The organism is Methylobacterium sp. J-048 (assembly GCF_022829515.1).
Taxonomy (GTDB): domain Bacteria; phylum Pseudomonadota; class Alphaproteobacteria; order Rhizobiales; family Beijerinckiaceae; genus Methylobacterium.
The window spans coordinates 228,822-246,610 of sequence record NZ_JAKSYL010000287.1 but is presented as its reverse complement, the minus strand read 5'-3'; the positions used below and the strand labels follow the sequence as shown (position 1 = coordinate 246,610).

Below are 17,789 nucleotides of genomic sequence, written 5' to 3'. Positions count from 1 at the left end.
CTATGGCTATGGCTCCCGACGAGATCGAACGCTACGCCCGCCACCTCGTCCTGGCCGAGGTCGGCGGACCCGGGCAGGCGCGCCTCAAGGCGGCCCGGGTGCTGGTCATCGGGGCAGGGGGCCTCGGCGCGCCGCTGATCCAGTATCTCGCGGCGGCCGGTATCGGCACGATCGGCATCGTCGACGACGACACCGTTTCGCTCTCGAACCTTCAGCGCCAGGTGATCCACGGCACGCCGGATCTCGGCCGGCCCAAGGTCGAGAGCGCGGCCGATGCGGTTACGCGGCTCAACCCGCACGTGACGGTGGTCCCGCACCCGTTCCGCATCACGCCGGACAACGCCGTCGACCTGATCGCGGGCTACGACCTCGTCGCCGACGGCTCGGACAACTTCGCCACACGCTACGCTGTCTCGGATGCCTGCTTCCACGCAAGGCGCCCGCTGGTGACGGCGGCGCTCGGCCGATTCGACGGCACGCTCACCACCATCCGGGCCCACGAGACCGGTCCCGACGGCAAGCCGAACCCGACCTATCGCTGCCTGTTCCCGAACCCGCCGCCGCCGGGCAGCGTGCCCGCCTGCGCCGAGGCCGGAGTGCTCGGGGCGCTGGCCGGGGTCATGGGCTCGCTGATGGCCATGGAGGTGATCCGCGCCGTGGCGGATTTCGGCGAGCCGCTGGTCGGGCGCCTGCTGATGGTCGATGCCCGCGCGATGCGGTTCGAGACCCTGAGCTACGGCTGGGACCCGGACAACCCGCTGAGCGGCGCCTCAGCCGAGTAGGGCGCCCGGCGGCATCCAGGGACCGTCCGCCTCCGCCTTGCCGAGGCAGCACTTCTTGAATTTTTTCCCCGAGCCGCACGGGCAGGGATCGTTGCGCCCGACATCCTTGAACGGGTTGCGCTGCGGCTCGCCCGCCCCCTCCGCGGTCCAGTCGAGGGCTTCGACCGGATCGTCGAGATAGCCGTACTGGTAGGGGCCGAGCCGGTCCCGGTCGTCCGGCTTGGTCTCGGCCTTGCGCAGGGCCTCCTTGAACCAGCCGGCGTCGCTGATCTCGTCGGTGATCCGCCCGTCGGCTCGGGCCGCCGCGGCCCGGGGCGCGAGGTCGCGGAAGCCGAGATGCGCGATCGCCTCCTCCCAGCCGACCCAGGCCGGTCCCTCCTCGACGGCCGCCTTCGCGTCGTCGAACCGGACCAGCAGCGCGTGCATCGCGTCGCGGTCGATCCGGCCCTCCAGGGTCAGGAAGGTGCAGGCCGACAGCAGCGCCATGCGGGTGAGGTCATCGACGGTGCTGTCGAGGATCAGCCGGAACAGGGGCTGGTGATCGCCGTCGAACAGGCTCGCCACGACCTTGGACAGGGTCGCCGTCACCGCGTCGCCCAGGATCGCGTCGAGGGTCTCTTCGTCCTGCCGCAGCAGCTTGAGGAGCGGCGCCAGGGCACGTGTGTCCCGGGCCTGCGCCATGACGTGCAGGCCCCAGAACAGGAGGTTTTCCTGCTCCGGGGTGAGCTCACCCCCCGCGGCGGCGGCCTCCAGCAGCGGTAGCGTCGCCTCGGCGATCTCGGCCGGATGCGCCAGCGCCTCGCGCAGGGCCATGGTCGGCCGGTACTCGGACGCGGACAGGTCTTCGATGAGGGCTGCGATTCGGCTCATGCAATCCTCCTCAGGCCCGCAGGGTCGCACCGGTGCGGCGCGAGACCTCGGCGACGATCTTGGCGCTCACCGCCTCGATCTCGGCATCGGTCAGGGTGCGCTCCACCGGCTGCAGACGGACCGCGACGGCGACCGATTTCGAGCCCTCCGGCACGCCGGTCCCCTCGTAGAGATCGAATACCTCGACGCCGGTGACGAGCTTGCGCTCGGCCCCCTGCGCCGCCTTGACGATGTCGCCCGCCGGCACGTCGCGCCCGACCAGGAAGGCGAAGTCGCGGGACAAGGGCTGGAACTCCGACAGAGCCAGCGCCGGCTTGGCCTTGGTCGGCTTGTGCTTGGGCAGCGGCAGCGCGTCGAGCACAATCTCGAACGCCACCAGGCTGCCCTTGAGGTCGAGGGCCTGCAGGGTCCGCGGATGGACCTCGCCGAACCAGCCGATCTCGGATTTCGGTCCGAAGCGCAGGGTTCCCGAGCGGCCCGGATGCAGCCAGGACGGGCCGCCCGCGGTCACCTGGAGGCCGCCGGTCGGCACGCCGAGGGCGCCCAGCAGGGCCAGGGCATCGGCCTTGGCGTCGAAGACATCCACACTCTTGGTCGATCCGTCCCAGTGGCGCCCGGCACCCGTCAGGGTGGCGCTGCCCCGCCGCACCGCCGCCGCGCGGATGCTCTGGCCTTCGGGCTGGTCCGTGGCGAAGCACTGGCCGACCTCGAACAGGGCCGCGTCCGGATAGCCGCGGTCGGCGTTGCGCTGGGCCGCCCGGAGCAGCCCGGGCACGAGGCTCGGGCGCATGTCCGAAAGTTCCGAGGCGATCGGGTTGGCCAGCACCAGATCGGCACCGCCGCCGCCGAACAGCTCGGCATCCGCGTGCGGGACGAACGACCACGTCACCGCCTCCATCAGGCCGCGGCTCGCCAGGGCGCGCTTGGCGATGCGGGTGCGCTTCTGCATCACGGTGAGCAGCGGCCGGCCGATCCCGGCGAGCCGCGGCAGCGGCTTCGGCTCGACCCGGTCGAGGCCGGCGATGCGGATGACCTCCTCGACGAGATCGGCCTTACCCTCGACATCCGGCCGCCAGGACGGCGTCAGCACCTTCACCCGGTCGCCGGTACCCGAGATGTGGAAGCCCAGCGTCTCCAGGATCAGCTTGATCTCGATCCGCGGCAGCTCGATGCCGGCGAGCCGGCGCACCTCGGTCCACGGGAAGTCGATGATCCGCTCGGATTCTAGCGGCTCGCCGGCGATCGTCGCCTGCGTCGGCGTACCGCCGCACAGCTCGGTCACGAGGCGGGTTGCCAGATCGAGCCCCGGCAGCGTGAAGGCCGGATCGACGCCGCGCTCGAACCGGTAGCGGGCATCGGTGATGATGCCGAGACGCCGCCCGGACTGGGCGATGTTGGCCGGATCCCACAGGGCCGATTCGATCAGCACGTCCGTGGTGGTCTCGTCGCAGCCGGAGGCCTGGCCGCCCATGATGCCGGCGATCGATTCGACGCCGGCCTGATCGGCGATCACGACGGTGTCGTCGGTCAGCGTGTACGTGCGCCCGTCCAGCGCCAGCAGGCTCTCGCCCTCCTGCGCCCGTCGAACCGTCAGGTTGCCCGAGACCTTGGCCGCGTCGAAGACGTGCAGCGGCCGGCCGCGGTCGAACGTGACGTAGTTGGTGATGTCCACCAGCGCGTTGATCGGGCGCAGGCCGATCGCCCGCAGCCGCGCCTGCATCCAGGCGGGCGACGGGCCGTTCTTCACGCCGCGCACCAGCCGGAGGCCGAAGAGCGGGCAGAGCGGCCGGTCTTCCGGCGCGAAGGACAGCTCGATCTCGACGGGGCAGGGGCCTTCGCCGCGCACCCCCGGCAGCGCCTCGTGCTTGAGCGTGCCGATCCCGGTCGCCGCAAGGTCGCGGGCGATGCCGTGCACCGAGGTGCAGTCCGGCCGGTTCGGCGTCAGGTTGATCTCGATGACCGGATCGTCGAGCCCGGCATAGAGCGCGTAGCCCTGGCCGACCGGCGCCTCGGGCGGAAGTTCGAGGATCCCGTCATGGTCCTCGCCGAGCCCGAGTTCCGCGCCCGAGCACAGCATGCCGCGGCTCTCGACGCCGCGGATCGTGCCGACCGAGAGCGTGATCGCCTTGCCGGGCACGTAGGTGCCGGGGGGCGCGAACACCGTGACCAGGCCGGCCCGCGCGTTCGGCGCGCCGCAGACCACCTGCACCGGCTCGCCGGCGCCGGTCTCGACGGTGCAGACCCGGAGCCGGTCGGCGTTGGGGTGCTGCTCGGCCGTCAGGATCCGGGCGACGACGTAAGGCTTGAGGGCGGCCGCCTTGTCCTCGACGCCTTCGACCTCAAGGCCGATCCGCGTCAGCGTCTCGGCGATGGTGTCGAGGGACGCCTCGGTGTCGAGGTGATCCTTGAGCCAGGAGAGGGTGAATTTCATGGGAACCGTGTGTGCAGATGCGTTAACGCGTCTTCGTGATCAGAAGAATCGCTAATTTCAGTCGGTCGTCTGGCGAGAGACCTTCAATCAGCTCAACAATTCGCCGTGCATCGGCGATCTGGCTGAGAGCCCAGTCCTGACTTACCGGCATGGCGGAAGTTTTGTAGTCGGCGCCGTGTCGCGCTTCCTGAAGATCCTTGAAGAGTGTGCCGATCTGCAGAACTTCCGGACAGATCGCTGCCGCATCCTTGCTGACGAGGCGGCTTCGGGCAATCCCATGGTCGAGCAGGCGATAGACGGGTTCGAGCAGATCGTTTGCCTTCGACCACATGCCCAACTGATCCGCGCAGAGATAGCAAAGCTCGTGAAATACCGCGTAGTAGGCGCTGCTCACGGCCCGACGCATCGCTGCCTTCCGCAGGTTCTGCCTACCCTTTTGGGCAGTCAGGATGTCGGCGACTTCGAGCAGATCTGCCACCAGGGTGTTTTTCGAAGGTGCCATCAGGACGATACCGGTTCGTCGTCCCCGAGAATCTCATCGCCCGCAAAATGTTTGCGTAGGTAGGGAAAGCGCTCCTCGTCGAGGTCGAGGAGGCGCCGCCTGAGATCCGCGTGTGCTTTCGAGACGTCTGCGACATCGCGGGGGTCGACCCCCGGCCGAAAGTACAAAGCCACGAAGAACGACGGATCACCGTAATGGTCGGACCCTATGTCGACGTCGAGGTGATCAAGACGATCGGGCCCGAGCGCGCGCGCGAAAATCTCGCTCGCTACGGCGCGGACTTCGGTACTTTTCAGCATTGTAGGTCTCCTGAGCCGGAGAGATCGCCTCGCGCCTTACCCCGTCAAACCGCCGATCAGGCTCGGCACGTCGAGCGGCCGGAAGCCGTAATGGTCGAGCCAACGGACATCCGCCTCGAAGAACGGGCGCAAATCCGGCATGCCGTATTTCAGCATGGCGATGCGGTCGAGGCCGACCCCGAAGGCGAAGCCCTGCACCGCGTCCGGATCGAGGCCGCAATTGCGCAGCACGTTCGGGTGCACCATCCCGCAGCCCAGGATCTCGAGCCAGTCGGTGCCCTCGCCGAAGCGGATCTCGCCGCCCTTGCGCGAGCACTGGATGTCGACCTCGGCCGACGGCTCGGTGAACGGGAAGAACGACGGGCGGAAGCGCATCGTCACGCCGTCGACCTCGAAGAACGCCTTGCAGAACTCCTCCAGCACCCATTTCAGGTTGGCGATGTTGGCGGCCGTGTCGATCACCAGCCCCTCGACCTGATGGAACATCGGCGTGTGGGTCTGGTCGGAATCGTGCCGGTAGGTCCGGCCCGGGATGATCACCCGGATCGGCGGCGTCTGCGATCGCATCGTGCGGATCTGGACCGGGGACGTGTGGGTGCGCAGCACCTTGCGCTTCCCGGTATGGTCCGGCGCCAGGAAGAACGTGTCGTGCATCTCCCGGGCCGGGTGGCCCGGCGGGAAGTTGAGCGCGGTGAAGTTCAGCTCGTCGGTCTCGATATCCGGGCCCTCGGCGACGGCGAAGCCCATATCGGCGAAGATCGCGGTGATCTCGTCGATCACCTGGGTGATCGGGTGGATCCGGCCGCGCACCTCCGGCGCCTCGCGCAGGGGCAGCGTGACGTCCACCCGCTCGGAGGCGAGACGGGCCTCCAGAGCGGCCTCGGCCAGGGCGGTCTTGCGCGCCGTCACGGCGCCCTGGACCCGGTCGCGCAGACCGTTGATCAGTGGCCCCCGCTCCTTGCGCTCGTCCGGCGTCATGGAGCCCAGCGTCTTGAGCAGGTCCGAGACGCTGCCCTTCTTGCCCAGCGCGGCCACGCGCACCGCGTCGAGGGTGGCCTCGTCGGACGCAGCCGTCACCTGGGCCAGGAGATCGCGTTCGAGGGTATCGAGATCGGTCATCGTTTTTTTCGAACTGGGTTGGCGGTCCGCGATCGCCGCATGCTTTTGCGCGCCGTTTGCATTCGCGCAAGTCAGGGCATCCGCGCAAACGGAGACAGGTCCGCTCCGCGGCAGCTCGGAAACGACGAAGGCGCAGCTCCCAAAGGAGAGCCGCGCCTTCCGTCCGCCTGCGCGGGAGATTGAGCCTCAGGCTGCCTTGGCCGTCGAAGCCGGCAGGGCGGCTTTGGCCTTCTCGACCACGGCGGCAAAGCTCGCCGGCTCGTGGATCGCCAGTTCCGACAGCGCCTTGCGGTCGACGACGATGCCGGACTTCGCGAGACCGTTGATGAAGCGCGAATAGGTCAGGCCGTGCTCGCGCACCGCCGCGTTGAGGCGCTGGATCCACAGGGCGCGGAACGTGCGCTTCTTATTCTTGCGGTCGCGATAGGCATACTGCATGCCCTTCTCGACCGCCTGCTTGGCGATGCGGATGGTATTCTTGCGCCGGCCGTAATAGCCCTTGGCGGCCTTCAGAACTTTTTTGTGCTTCGCGTGACTGGTCACGCCGCGTTTGACGCGGGCCATCGGTTATCTCCTGGTTTCGACGAAAGACAGTGGCAACGGGTGTCGAAGACTTACCGCGCGTTCGGCAGGAAGTACTTCTTCACGTTGGCGGCATCGCCCTCGAACAGGGTCGTGGTGCCGCGCAGGTTGCGGATCTGCTTGGTCGTCCGCTTGATCATCCCGTGGCGCTTGCCGGCCTGGGCGTACATCACCTTGCCGGTGCCGGTGATCTTGAATCGCTTCTTGGCGCCTGATTTGGTCTTCAGCTTGGGCATTTGGCTCTCCGTTGCGCGAAAATCCCACGGGGCCGACCCGTGAGGGTCGGATGAGGTGTGCGCGATGATGCTTCTGGTGGAGCAGCACGAGCCGCCACGGCAGCCCTATCGGCCGGGCGGTTCGACGCGGGGCGGCTTATGACAGAAACCCGCAGCGACGGCAACGGCTTCCGCCGCCGGCCGGTAGCGCCCTGGCACGGCCGGAAAGGCCGCGCGCATCGGGGAATGCGGGGATAGCTCCTGCACTGCACAAAACGCGCAGCGACACCCCCCGGCGCAGGAACCATAACCTTGGCTGTCGGTTTCATTCATGTCCCGCTCAGGCCGGCAGGGTTAGACCCCCCGTCAAATACGGCCATCTAGGAGACACTTCGTGCGCATTGCCCAGATCGCTCCGTTGTCGGAGGCCGTCCCTCCGAAGTTCTACGGCGGCACCGAGCGCGTCGTCAGCTGGATCACAGAGGAACTGGTCCGTCAGGGCCACGATGTCACCCTGTTCGCCAGCGGCGATTCGGAGACGTCGGCCAAGCTGGCAGCCTGCACGCCCGAAGGCCTGCGCCTGCTCGGCTACCGGGATCACACCGCGAGCCACCTGGCCATGCTGCACCAAGTGCATCGCCGGGCGCACGAGTTCGACATCCTCCACTTCCACATCGACCTGCTTCAGTATCCGATGTTCGAGGATCTGAACCACAAGTGCATCACCACGATGCACGGTCGCCTCGACGTGCCGGATTTCATGCCGGTCTACCGGACCTTCACCGGCATGCCGCTCGTGTCGATCTCCGACAACCAGCGTGAGCCGATGCCGCCGAACGTCAACTGGCTGGCGACGATCCATCACGGCCTGCCGTCCCAGAATTGCCCGTATACCCCCGACGCCAAGGGTGGTTACCTGGCGTTCCTCGGCCGCATCTCCCCGGAGAAGCGCCCCGACCGCGCCATCGAGATGGCGATCCGCTCAGGGACCCCGCTCAAGATCGCCGCCAAGGTCGATAAGGCCGACCAGGATTACTGGGACGAGGTCATCGAACCGATGACCCATCATCCGCTGGTGGAATACATTGGCGAGATCAACGAAGAGCAGAAGAAGGCCTTCCTGGGCAATGCCCTGGCGCTCGCCTTCCCGATCGACTGGCCGGAGCCCTTCGGCCTGGTCATGATCGAGGCGATGTCGGCCGGCACCCCGGTGATCGCGTTCCGCAACGGCTCCGTCCCGGAAGTGATCAAGGACGGCGTCAGCGGCGTGCTCTGCGAGACCATGGACGATGCGGTCGAGGCCGTGGCCAAGGTCAAGACCATGAGCCGCGAGGGCGTGCGCCGCCACTTCGAGGGTCAGTTCACCGCCGAGTGCATGGTCAAGAAATACGTCGCGGCCTACGAGGAACTCCTTGCCCGCGGCGCCGACGTGATCCAGCTGCCGAAATCCGGCTTCAAGCCGCATTACGGCGACGTCAACGGCTCGGCGCGGCCGGCGATCTCCGTCGCGGCGATGCCGGCCTGAGATCCGGCATCGGGCTTGCGAGATACGGCCGGCCCGGCCTAGCATCGTAAAGGCGCCTCATCCGAATGGTCACGAGGGCCGCCGCATCAGCGTTGATGCGGCGGCCCTCTCGATTCGTACCCCTCACACGCACTCGGAGACGTTCTGCATGGCGGCGGAGAATACGGCGGCCCACAATGCGACCGCCCGGACACAGGCCAGCACCGTCACGGTGGCGCCCGGCTTCCAGGACGCCGACGATGTGCTGCCGACCTACCACATCGAGGCCCATACCTCGCTGGTCGAGCGGCCCCTGCGCGCGCTGAAGTTCGGCGAGGCCTTCGGGGTTCTGGATTCCTACGGCGATATCGGCGTGCAGCCCGGCCCGGAGGGCCTGTACTTCCAGGACACCCGCTACCTGTCCCGCCTCGAACTGACGGTGGAGGGGCAGCGCCCGCTGATGCTGTCCTCCGTGATGCAGGACGACAACGGCGCGCTCAGCGTCGACATGACGACGCCCGACATCCGGCTCGAGGCTCACGACGAGACCTCGATCCCGCGCGAGACCATCGCGATCGAGCGCACCAAGTTCCTGTTCCGGGGCGCCTGCTATGACCGGATCGGCCTGCGCTCCTTCGATTCGAAGCTTCGCCGCCTGCGCATCGCCGTCACCTTCGATGCCGATTACCGCGACCTGTTCGAGGTGCGCGGCACCGACCGCAAGGAGCGCGGCAAGCGCGGCGTCCTGGTCGCGAGCGACCGGGAGGTGCAGTTCCGCTACGTCGGGCTCGATGAGATCGTGCGCACCACGTCGCTGCATTTCGGCCCGAAACCGGACCAGATCGAGCCGGGCCGCGTCGTCTTCGACGTCTCGCTGCCGCCCGAAGGCCGCGCCTCGCTGTTCATTCGCGTATCCTTCGAAGCGCACCGGGCCTTCACCAAACCGCCGAGCGGCGAGATGGTCGGTGAGGACGCGGCCGCGAAGCTGACCCTCGCGGCCAATGTCGGCGGCGCGCGGCGCGAGGCGAAGGATCTCGCCGAGGGTACGATCTTCGCGCGCGCCTACCGTGATTCGCGCCGCGACCTGCGCGAGATGACGGCCGGGATCACCACGATCATCTCGTCGAACGACCAGTTCAACGAGGGGCTGTGCCGGGCCACCGCCGACCTCTACATGCTGGCGAGCCGGACGCCGGAGGGGATCTACCCCTTCGCCGGCATTCCCTGGTATTCCACCGTGTTCGGCCGCGACGGCATCATCACCGCCCTGATGGCGCTGTGGATCGATCCGAAGTTCGGCCGCGGCGTCCTGCGCTACCTCGCTGCGACCCAGGCCAAGGCGGTCGATCCCGCAGCGGATGCTCAGCCCGGCAAGGTGCTGCACGAGACCCGCCGGGGCGAGATGGCGATGCTCGGCGAGGTGCCGTTCCGCCATTACTACGGCACGATCGACGGCACGCCCCTCTTCGTGATGCTGGCCTGGGAATACTACGCCGTCACCGGCGATCTGGAGACGATCCGGGCGATCTGGCCGTCGCTGGAGCTCGCGCTGGAATGGATGGACCGCTACGGCGACCGGGACGGCGACGGCTTCGTCGAATACGCCCGCGACACCGACAAGGGCCTCGAGAACCAGGGCTGGAAGGACAGCCACGATTCGATCTTCCACACCGACGGCCAGCTCGCCAAGGGTCCGATCGCGCTCTGCGAGGTCCAGGGCTACGTCTACGCCGCCAAGAACGGCATGGCCAAGCTGGCGGCGCTGCTCGGGCACGATCCGATGGCCGAGCGCCTGTCTCAGGAAGCGGTCGCCCTGCGCGAACGGTTCGACGCCGCCTTCTGGAACGAGGAGATCGGCACCTACGCGCTGGCGCTGGACGGCGCCAAGAAGCAATGTGCGGTGCGCTCGTCGAATGCCGGGCACGCGCTGTTCACCGGCATCGCCAAGCCGGAGCGGGCGGCCCGGGTCGCCGAGACCCTTCTGGGCAAGGACGGCTTCAACGGCTGGGGCGTTCGCACCATCGCCAAGGGCGAGGCGCGCTACAACCCGATGTCCTACCACAACGGCTCGATCTGGCCGCACGACAACGCCCTGATCGCGATGGGGCTGGCCCGGTACGACCGCAAGCACGAGGCGGCGCGCATCTTTCAGGGGATGTTCGACACCTCGCTCTACCAGGACCAGAAGCGCCTGCCGGAGCTGTTCTGCGGCTTCATGCGTCGGCGCCAGCGCGGTCCCGTGGCCTACCCGGTCGCCTGCAGCCCGCAGGCCTGGGCGGCGGCGGCGCCGTTCGCGTTCCTGGCCGCCTGCCTCGGCCTGGAACTCGACCATGACCGCAACAGCGTCCGGCTCAAGAACCCGATCCTGCCGGGCTTCCTCGACGGCGTGACGCTCTACAACGTCAAGCTGGGATCCTCGCGCCTGGATATCCGGTTCCAGCGCTACGACGACGACGTCACGGTCTCGGTGCTGCGTCGCCACGGCGACGCCCACCTTGTCGTGACGAAGTAATCGCGCGTCGCACGCCTGCCGCGGCAGGCGTGCGCCCTTCACGCCTCGTCGGTTGGCGGGAGGTCGAGGACGATGCCGGCTGCGTCGGCGCGCTGCCAGACCCGGCGGACGGGATAGCTCGTGTTGTGGCCGGGCACCGAGAGGGTGAAGGTGAGCGGCAGGCGGTGCCGGCGCGAGACCGACAGCATGGCGCCGCTCGACGACATGTCCCGCAGGATGCAGGAAATCGATTCGCCGTCGGGAAACTGGATCGTTGCCGGAATCAGAACCTCGCGTCGCCCTTCGTCGCGCCTGTCGGCTGCCGCCTCGACGGGGAAGCCGCCCTCCCTGCTCTTCATCGACCCCATCCCATCGTGCACTGTTCAATCGCGCACGATATCGCGGGCAGGACTGAGAAAGTCTGACTGGGTCGCCGATCGGATCTGACTTCACGCACTCGTGCGAGGATTCAGCACGTGGCGGCTCGAATTTGCGGCGCCGAACCGGTCGTCCGAGGCGGACTCGTGTGCTGCGATCGGACCACGTGCCGTCCTCGGATCCCTTCGACTTGGTGTAAGGGGCACCGCCAGACCCTCCGTTCCGGGACACGCCCCATGCCGGCCGAACACTCCGCCCTTTCGCTCGCGCAAGCGCTGATCCGCTGTCCCTCGGTGACTCCCGCGGATCGCGGCGCCCTCGACGTGGTGGCGCAGGCCCTGGCCGAGGCGGGTTTTTCGGTCGAGCGGCCGGTCTTCTCCGAGCCGGGCTATCCCGATACGCCGAACCTCTACGCCCGGATCGGCGGGCGCGGGCCCTGCCTCGTCTTTGCCGGGCATACCGACGTGGTGCCGGAAGGTGACGGCGCCTGGCGTCACGGCCCGTTCGACGGGGCGGTGGCGGACGGAATGCTCTACGGGCGCGGCGCCGCCGACATGAAGGGCGGGATCGCCTGCATGCTGGCCGCGACCCTGGCCTTCATCGCGCACCGAGGCAGCGCGTTTCCCGGTTCGATCGCGTTCCTGATCACCGGCGACGAGGAGGGGCCGGCGGTCAACGGCACGGTCAAGCTGCTCGACTGGGCCCGCGCCCGGGGCGAGCATTTCGATCATTGCCTGCTCGGCGAGCCGACCAATCCGGGGCGGCTGGGCGAGATGATCAAGATCGGCCGCCGCGGCTCGCTCACCGGCAAGCTGACGGTGCTGGGGCGCCAGGGCCACGTCGCCTATCCGCACAAGGCCGAGAACCCGATCCCCGGTCTGCTGCGGCTCGCCTCGGCGCTGGTCGCGGAACCGCTCGACCGCGGCACCGCGCATTTCGACGCCTCGAACCTCGAATTCACGACGATCGATGTCGGCAACCCCGCCACCAACGTGATCCCGGCCACTGCCCGGGCCACCTTCAATGTCCGCTTCAACGACGACTGGACCGCGGCCAGCCTCGGCGCCGAACTCCAGCGCCGGCTGGAGCAGGCGGCCGGCAACGCCGTGCGCTTCACCCTCGACCTGCAGCCGTCGAACGCCCCGGCCTTCCTGACGCAGCCGGATGCCTTCGTGGATCTCGTCTCCCGGGCGATCCAGGCCGAGACCGGCCTGACGCCGATCCTGTCCACCACCGGCGGCACCTCGGATGCCCGGTTCATCAAGGGTGCCTGCCCGGTGATCGAGTTCGGCCTGGTCGGCGAGACGATGCACCAGATCGACGAATGCGTGGCCGTGGCGGATCTGGAGCGGCTGACCGCGATCTACGGGCGGGTGCTGGACGCGTATTTTTCGGAGCGGAGCTGACCGCGCTGGTCCCTCAGGCGTAATCCACCCCGACGAACGTCAACCCACAGGCCGGCGCCAACGGCCCGCAACGGCGCTTCTCCCCTGAGGCCAGAATGTCGGCGACCTCGTCGGCCGAGAGCCGTCCGCAGCCGGCCAGCATCAGCGTCCCGACCATGGCCCGCACCTGATGGTGCAGGAACGAGCGCGCGCAGGTCGTCACCACGATCTCCTCGTGCAGGGCCATGGTCGTGCGCGCCACGTCGAGCCGTTCCAGCGTCCGCATCGGGCTGTTCGCCTGGCACTCGGCGGCGCGAAACGCCGAGAAATCATGATGGCCGACGAGGCGCTGGGCAGCGTGGTGCATCGCCTCCGGGTCGAGCGGCCAGTGCACGTGCCAGACCTGGCCGCGGGTCAGCGCGACCGGGCTGCGGCGGTTCAGGATGCGGTAGCAGTAATGCCGGCGGATCGCCGAGCGGCGCGCGTCGAAACTGTCCGGGACGATCTCCGCGGCGAGCACGGCGACCGGAAGCGGGCGCAGATGCGCGTTCACCGCGTCCCGCACGGTGTCGCTCCGCCAGTCCTTGGCGAGGTCGAGATGGGCGACCTGATGGATGGCATGAACCCCGGCATCGGTCCGGCCGGCGCAGGTGAGCCGGGCATCCTCGCCGGAGAAGCGCGTCACCGCCGCCTCGATCGCACCCTGGACCGTGGCTTCGTCGGTCTGGCGCTGCCAGCCGCAGAACGGCGTACCGTCGTATTCGATGACGAGCTTGTAACGGGGCATCAGCCGAGCTGGCTGCCGGGTGCGAGGCGCGCGCCGCGGATGAACTCGGCCCCGCTGGCACTGCCGCTCTTGCCGGCCCGGCGCAGTTCGAGCAGCCGGATCGCGCCGTCACCGCAGGCGACGAGGCCCTCGGCGTCCAACAAAGTACCCGGCGCGGCCGCGCCGTCACCGCGCGAAGCCCGGAGGACTTTCACCCGCTCCGGCCCCTTGCCGAGATCGACCGCGAAGAACGCGCCGGGGAACGGCGACAGGCCGTTGATCCGGTTCGCCACCTCGGCGGCCGGGCGCGACCAGTCGATCCGGGCCTCGTCGTTGCCGATCTTGTGGGCGTAGACGACGCCTTCGGCAGATTGCGGGGTAAAGGTCAGGTCGCCGCGGCCCAGGCGTTCGAGCGCCTCGGACATCAACGCAGCGCCCACCGGCATCAGCGCATCGTGCAACTCACCGGCGGTCATGCCGGGCCGGATTAGGACCTTGCCTTCCAGAGCGACCGGCCCGGTATCGAGCCCGGCCTCCATCTGCATAACGCCGACGCCGCTCTCGGCATCGCCGGCCATCACGGCGCGCTGGATCGGGGCGGCTCCGCGCCAGCGCGGCAGCAGCGATCCGTGCAGGTTGAGGCAGCCGTGCTGCGGTGCATCGAGGATGGCTTGGGGCAGCAACATCCCGTAGGCGACCACCACGGCCACGTCGGCCCAGTGCCCGGCAAAAGTCTCGACGGCCTCCGGCGTGCGCAGGCTCGCCGGGGTCAGGACCGGGATCCCGAGGGTGTCGGCCTGGGCGTGGACTGGGGACGGCCGTAGGCTCATCCCACGGCCGGCCTTGGCCGGAGCACGGGTATAGACGGCGGCGATGTCGTGGCCGTCCCGCGCGAGCCGCGCGAGGGTCGGCACTGCGAAATCCGGCGTGCCCATGAAGACGACGCGCATCGGAATCAGGCCGCGTCGCGCTTGGCCGCCTTGGTGAAGCGCTTGATCACCCGGTCGCGCTTCAGCTTCGAGATGTGATCGATGAACAGCACGCCGTTGAGGTGGTCGATCTCGTGCTGGATGCAGGTCGCCAGCAGGCCGTCGGCCTCGATCTCCTGCTCCTGGCCTTCGATGTCGCGGAACTTCACCCGGACCCGGTCCGGCCGCTCGACCTCGGCGTAATATTCCGGGATCGACAGGCAGCCCTCGTCGTAGACCCGCTTCTCGTCGGAGGCCCAGGTGATCTCCGGATCGATGAACACGCGCGAATCGCGCACGCCCTCTTCCTTCGAGGTGTCGATGGTCACAACCCGCTTGGCCACGCCGACCTGGATCGCCGCCAGCCCGACGCCGGGCGCGTCGTACATCGTCTCGAACATGTCGGCCACGAGGGTGCGGATCTCGGGCGTGATCGGCCCGACCGGATCGGAGACCCGGCGCAGGACGGCGTCGGGGAGGATGACGAGCGGGCGGATGGTCATGGCGCAAACCGGCAGGGGGAGCGCCGCATTCGCGGACCCCAGGGATTTTCAGGCAATATGGCGTGGGTCGAGGCCGGTCAAATACGGTCTCGGCCGTGGCGTCGCGCTCCGGATGACGGGCGCGCTCAGAAGGCTGTTCGGCTGCGGATCGCCGCGGTGAGCGTCCCCTCGTCGAGATAGTCCAGCTCGCCGCCGACAGGAACGCCGTGGGCGAGGCGCGTCACCTTGAGGTCGAGGTGCCGGATCGATTCGGTGAGGTAGTGGGCGGTGGTCTGGCCGTCGACGGTGGCGTTCAGCGCCAGGATGATTTCCTTCACCGCGGGATCGGCCGCGCGCTCCACGAGGCTGGCGAGGTTGAGGTGCTCGGGCCGGACGCCGTCCAGCGCCGAGAGGACGCCGCCGAGCACGTGGTAGCGCGCCTTCACGGCGCCGGACCGCTCCAGCGCCCAGAGGTCCGACACGTCCTCTACCACCACCAGGGTCGTGGGATCGCGCTCGGCGTCGCGGCAGATCGTACACGGCTCGGAGGTGTCGACGTTGCCGCAACTGGTGCACACCACGATGCGCTCGGCCGCCACCCGCATGGCATCGGCCAACGGCCCGAGCAGCGTCTCGCGCTTCTTGATAAGCTGGAGCGCGGCCCGCCGCGCCGAGCGCGGTCCCAGGCCCGGCATCCGGGACAGAAGCTGGATCAGGCGCTCGATTTCGGGGCCGGCGACGGCTTGGGGCATCGTGCCTCTTGGGCGAGGGTCTGGGGAACGTCCGCCAGGGCATAGCGGCCGGCGGGCGTCACGCAAGGGCGCATCTCCGCCCACCGCCGAGATGGGTATTTCCAGCACGCTTTGCGGCGGCCGGAATTAAGAATACCCAGTTCCAACTGGTTACAGCTACGGCTGGCTGCGACTTTCACTGTGGTCAAATCCGCTCAGCCGCGTTGCAGGCGCCCGGCAGGACCCAGTAAGACGGCAACGCTTGGCCGCCTATCCAGTATGGTGCGGAAGAGCGACCGGGGAACGGAGATCCAGCGTGCGGCGGACCTGTACGACCGCACGGACGTCCCCCGGTGCAATCCCGGATGCCGAAGGCGTCCGGTCATGTCGCGTCGACGGCACGAACAGGGGCCCCGGGAGATACGGTCTTGACCAACATCGGTGATCACAACGCGGCCCATACGGCCGACGCCGCCGGCTTCCGCGGGCTGACGGCCGTCCACTGGAACCTGGAGGCGCCGCGCCTCTACGAGGAGTCCCTGTCCCGCAAGGAGGGCCAACTCGCCCGCGGCGGCGCCCTGGTGGCGACCACCGGCAGCCATACCGGCCGCTCGCCGAAGGACAAGTTCGTGGTGCGCGATGCCAGCACTGAAAACGAGATCTGGTGGGACAACAACGGCGCGATCACGCCCGAGCAGTTCGCGGTGCTGCACCAGGATTTCCTGAAGCACGCCGAGGGCAAGGAGCTGTTCGCCCAGGACCTCTTCGGCGGCGCCGATCCGGCCCACCGGGTGAAGGCCCGGGTGTTCACCGAGTTCGCCTGGCACTCGCTGTTCATCCGCAATCTGCTGATCCGGCCGGACCGCTCCGAGCTCACGGCCTACGTGCCCGACCTGACGATCATCGACCTGCCGAGCTTCCAAGCGGATCCGGCCCGGCACGGCTGCCGCTCCAAGACCGTGATCGCCATCGATTTCTCGAAGAAGCTCGTGCTGATCGGTGGCTCGGCCTACGCGGGCGAGATGAAGAAGTCGGTCTTCACCTACCTGAACTACATCCTGCCCGGCCAGCACGTGATGCCGATGCACTGCTCGGCCAATGCGGCGCTCGATGCCGAGGGCGGCTCGGCGATTTTCTTCGGCCTTTCGGGCACCGGCAAGACCACCCTGTCGAACGATTCCTCGCGCCAGCTGCTGGGCGATGACGAGCACGGCTGGTCGGACGCGGGCATCTTCAACTTCGAGGGCGGCTGCTACGCCAAGACGATTCGTCTCTCGCGCAACGCCGAGCCCGAGATTTATGCCACCACCGAGCGGTTCGGCACCGTGATGGAGAACGTGGTGATCGATCCGGTCACCCGCGTACCGGATTTCGACGACGCCTCGCTCACCGAGAACACCCGCTGCGCCTACCCGCTCGACTTCATCGCCAACGCGAGCGCCACCGGCCGGGCCGGGCATCCGAAGAACATCGTGATGCTGACCTGCGACGCCTTCGGGGTGATGCCGCCGATCGCCAAGCTGACCGGCGCCGAAGCGATGTACCACTTCCTGTCGGGCTACACCGCCAAGGTGGCCGGCACCGAGCGCGGCCTGACCGGGCCGGAGGCGACCTTCTCGACCTGCTTCGGCGCCCCGTTCATGCCCCGGCACCCGAGCGTCTACGGCAACCTGCTCCGTGACCTGATCGCCGAGCACGCGGTCGATTGCTGGCTGGTCAACACCGGCTGGACCGGCGGCGGCGTCGGGACCGGACAGCGCATGCCGATCCGCGTCACTCGCCGCCTGCTGACCGCGGCCCTCGACGGCTCGCTCGCCCAGGCCGAGTTCCGTCGCGATCCGTATTTCGGCTTCGCGGTGCCGGTCTCGGTCCCGGGTGTCGAGGCGGACATCCTCACCCCGGTCAAGACCTGGGGCAACAAGGGCGCCTTTGTCGAGACCGCGGCGCGGCTGGTGAAGATGTTCGACGACAACTTCAAGCGCTTCGAGGCGCACGTGGATTCCGACGTGCGCGCCGCCGGCCCGACCGCGCAGGCCATCGCCGCGTAAAAGCGAGACAGGGGCGGCGGCCTGGATGGCTGCCGCCCGCTGATCGTATGGCGTCGTGCGAGGACTTGAAGTTCGTTCCAATGCAATCGAGCCGAGATTTTCGCATCACTTGCGAAAAGTGACAGCCAGGTTTCAGGCAAGGGCGATAGCAATCAAGGCAACGCCGCAATAATGATCCGCGCGCGGGCATAAAAACTCGAATTTTTTTAGGGTTCGAAGCCCCAAAAATCCTTGCT

The 17,789-nt window shown here is 68.2% G+C and carries 17 protein-coding genes; 5 read left to right on the top strand and 12 right to left on the bottom strand.

Annotated elements, in window-relative coordinates; all coding sequences use genetic code 11:
* Window positions 1-2: 2 nt before the first annotated feature.
* Complete coding sequence (locus tag MKL09_RS29025; RefSeq protein WP_244025416.1) at window positions 3-782, top strand: HesA/MoeB/ThiF family protein; 780 nt, start codon at window positions 3-5, stop codon at window positions 780-782.
* Here the strand turns inward: MKL09_RS29025 and MKL09_RS29020 are convergent.
* The 7 genes from MKL09_RS29020 to rpmI form a co-directional block, all read right to left on the bottom strand.
* Window positions 771-1,652, bottom strand: coding sequence for a DUF1186 domain-containing protein (locus tag MKL09_RS29020; RefSeq protein ID WP_244025415.1), 882 nt, complete (start codon window positions 1,650-1,652; stop codon window positions 771-773). The two genes, MKL09_RS29025 and MKL09_RS29020, sit on opposite strands and share 12 nt — an antisense overlap.
* Window positions 1,653-1,662: 10 nt before the next feature.
* The gene (pheT, locus tag MKL09_RS29015; protein ID WP_244025414.1) at window positions 1,663-4,083 is read right to left on the bottom strand and encodes a phenylalanine--tRNA ligase subunit beta; all 2,421 of its coding nucleotides are present in this window, start codon (window positions 4,081-4,083) and stop codon (window positions 1,663-1,665) included.
* A gap of 22 nt (window positions 4,084-4,105) precedes the next feature.
* Window positions 4,106-4,561, bottom strand: a complete 456-nt coding sequence (locus MKL09_RS29010) for a HEPN domain-containing protein (protein ID WP_244025413.1) — start codon at window positions 4,559-4,561, stop codon at window positions 4,106-4,108.
* 23 nt (window positions 4,562-4,584) lie between these two features.
* A complete protein-coding gene (locus MKL09_RS29005; RefSeq protein ID WP_244025412.1) occupies window positions 4,585-4,884 on the bottom strand; it encodes a hypothetical protein in 300 nt (99 codons plus the stop codon).
* A 36-nt stretch (window positions 4,885-4,920) separates the two neighbouring features.
* Window positions 4,921-6,003: a phenylalanine--tRNA ligase subunit alpha gene (gene pheS, locus MKL09_RS29000; protein ID WP_244025411.1), complete on the bottom strand. Its 1,083-nt coding sequence runs from the start codon at window positions 6,001-6,003 to the stop codon at window positions 4,921-4,923.
* A gap of 186 nt (window positions 6,004-6,189) precedes the next feature.
* Window positions 6,190-6,567 (bottom strand): 50S ribosomal protein L20, encoded by a 378-nt coding sequence (gene rplT, locus MKL09_RS28995; RefSeq protein WP_244025410.1) that lies wholly within the window; start codon window positions 6,565-6,567, stop codon window positions 6,190-6,192.
* A gap of 50 nt (window positions 6,568-6,617) precedes the next feature.
* Complete coding sequence (gene rpmI, locus MKL09_RS28990) at window positions 6,618-6,821, bottom strand: 50S ribosomal protein L35 (protein WP_007561407.1); 204 nt, start codon at window positions 6,819-6,821, stop codon at window positions 6,618-6,620.
* A gap of 373 nt (window positions 6,822-7,194) precedes the next feature.
* On the opposite strand from rpmI, the gene MKL09_RS28985 reads away from it, so the two are divergent.
* Window positions 7,195-8,325, top strand: coding sequence for a glycosyltransferase family 4 protein (locus tag MKL09_RS28985; protein WP_244025409.1), 1,131 nt, complete (start codon window positions 7,195-7,197; stop codon window positions 8,323-8,325).
* Between the two features lie 148 nt (window positions 8,326-8,473).
* Window positions 8,474-10,816, top strand: coding sequence for an amylo-alpha-1,6-glucosidase (locus tag MKL09_RS28980; protein ID WP_244025408.1), 2,343 nt, complete (start codon window positions 8,474-8,476; stop codon window positions 10,814-10,816).
* A 38-nt stretch (window positions 10,817-10,854) separates the two neighbouring features.
* Here the strand turns inward: MKL09_RS28980 and MKL09_RS28975 are convergent, their stop codons facing one another.
* A complete protein-coding gene (locus tag MKL09_RS28975) occupies window positions 10,855-11,154 on the bottom strand; it encodes a PilZ domain-containing protein (RefSeq protein ID WP_244025407.1) in 300 nt (99 codons plus the stop codon).
* A gap of 255 nt (window positions 11,155-11,409) precedes the next feature.
* On the opposite strand from MKL09_RS28975, the gene dapE reads away from it, so the two are divergent.
* On the top strand, window positions 11,410-12,579 hold the full coding sequence (gene dapE, locus MKL09_RS28970) for a succinyl-diaminopimelate desuccinylase (protein ID WP_244025406.1): 1,170 nt from the start codon (window positions 11,410-11,412) through the stop codon (window positions 12,577-12,579).
* A gap of 13 nt (window positions 12,580-12,592) precedes the next feature.
* Here dapE and truA read toward each other — a convergent pair whose 3' ends face one another.
* From truA to recR, 4 genes are all read right to left on the bottom strand, one after another.
* Window positions 12,593-13,345 carry a tRNA pseudouridine(38-40) synthase TruA gene (truA, locus tag MKL09_RS28965; protein ID WP_244025405.1) on the bottom strand — a complete coding sequence of 251 codons (753 nt, stop codon included), beginning with the start codon at window positions 13,343-13,345 and terminating at the stop codon, window positions 12,593-12,595.
* The gene (fmt, locus tag MKL09_RS28960; RefSeq protein ID WP_244025489.1) at window positions 13,345-14,280 is read right to left on the bottom strand and encodes a methionyl-tRNA formyltransferase; all 936 of its coding nucleotides are present in this window, start codon (window positions 14,278-14,280) and stop codon (window positions 13,345-13,347) included. The genes truA and fmt overlap by 1 nt, the downstream gene beginning before the upstream one ends.
* Complete coding sequence (gene def / locus MKL09_RS28955; RefSeq protein ID WP_244025404.1) at window positions 14,280-14,795, bottom strand: peptide deformylase; 516 nt, start codon at window positions 14,793-14,795, stop codon at window positions 14,280-14,282. Before def ends, fmt begins: the two co-directional genes overlap by 1 nt.
* A gap of 125 nt (window positions 14,796-14,920) precedes the next feature.
* Entirely contained in the window at window positions 14,921-15,526 is a 606-nt protein-coding gene (gene recR / locus MKL09_RS28950; protein WP_244025403.1) for a recombination mediator RecR, read from the bottom strand.
* Window positions 15,527-15,933: 407 nt separating this feature from the next.
* Between recR and MKL09_RS28945 the strand changes: the two genes are divergently transcribed.
* Window positions 15,934-17,553, top strand: coding sequence for a phosphoenolpyruvate carboxykinase (locus tag MKL09_RS28945; RefSeq protein ID WP_244025402.1), 1,620 nt, complete (start codon window positions 15,934-15,936; stop codon window positions 17,551-17,553).
* The last annotated feature ends 236 nt before the right edge of the window (window positions 17,554-17,789 follow it).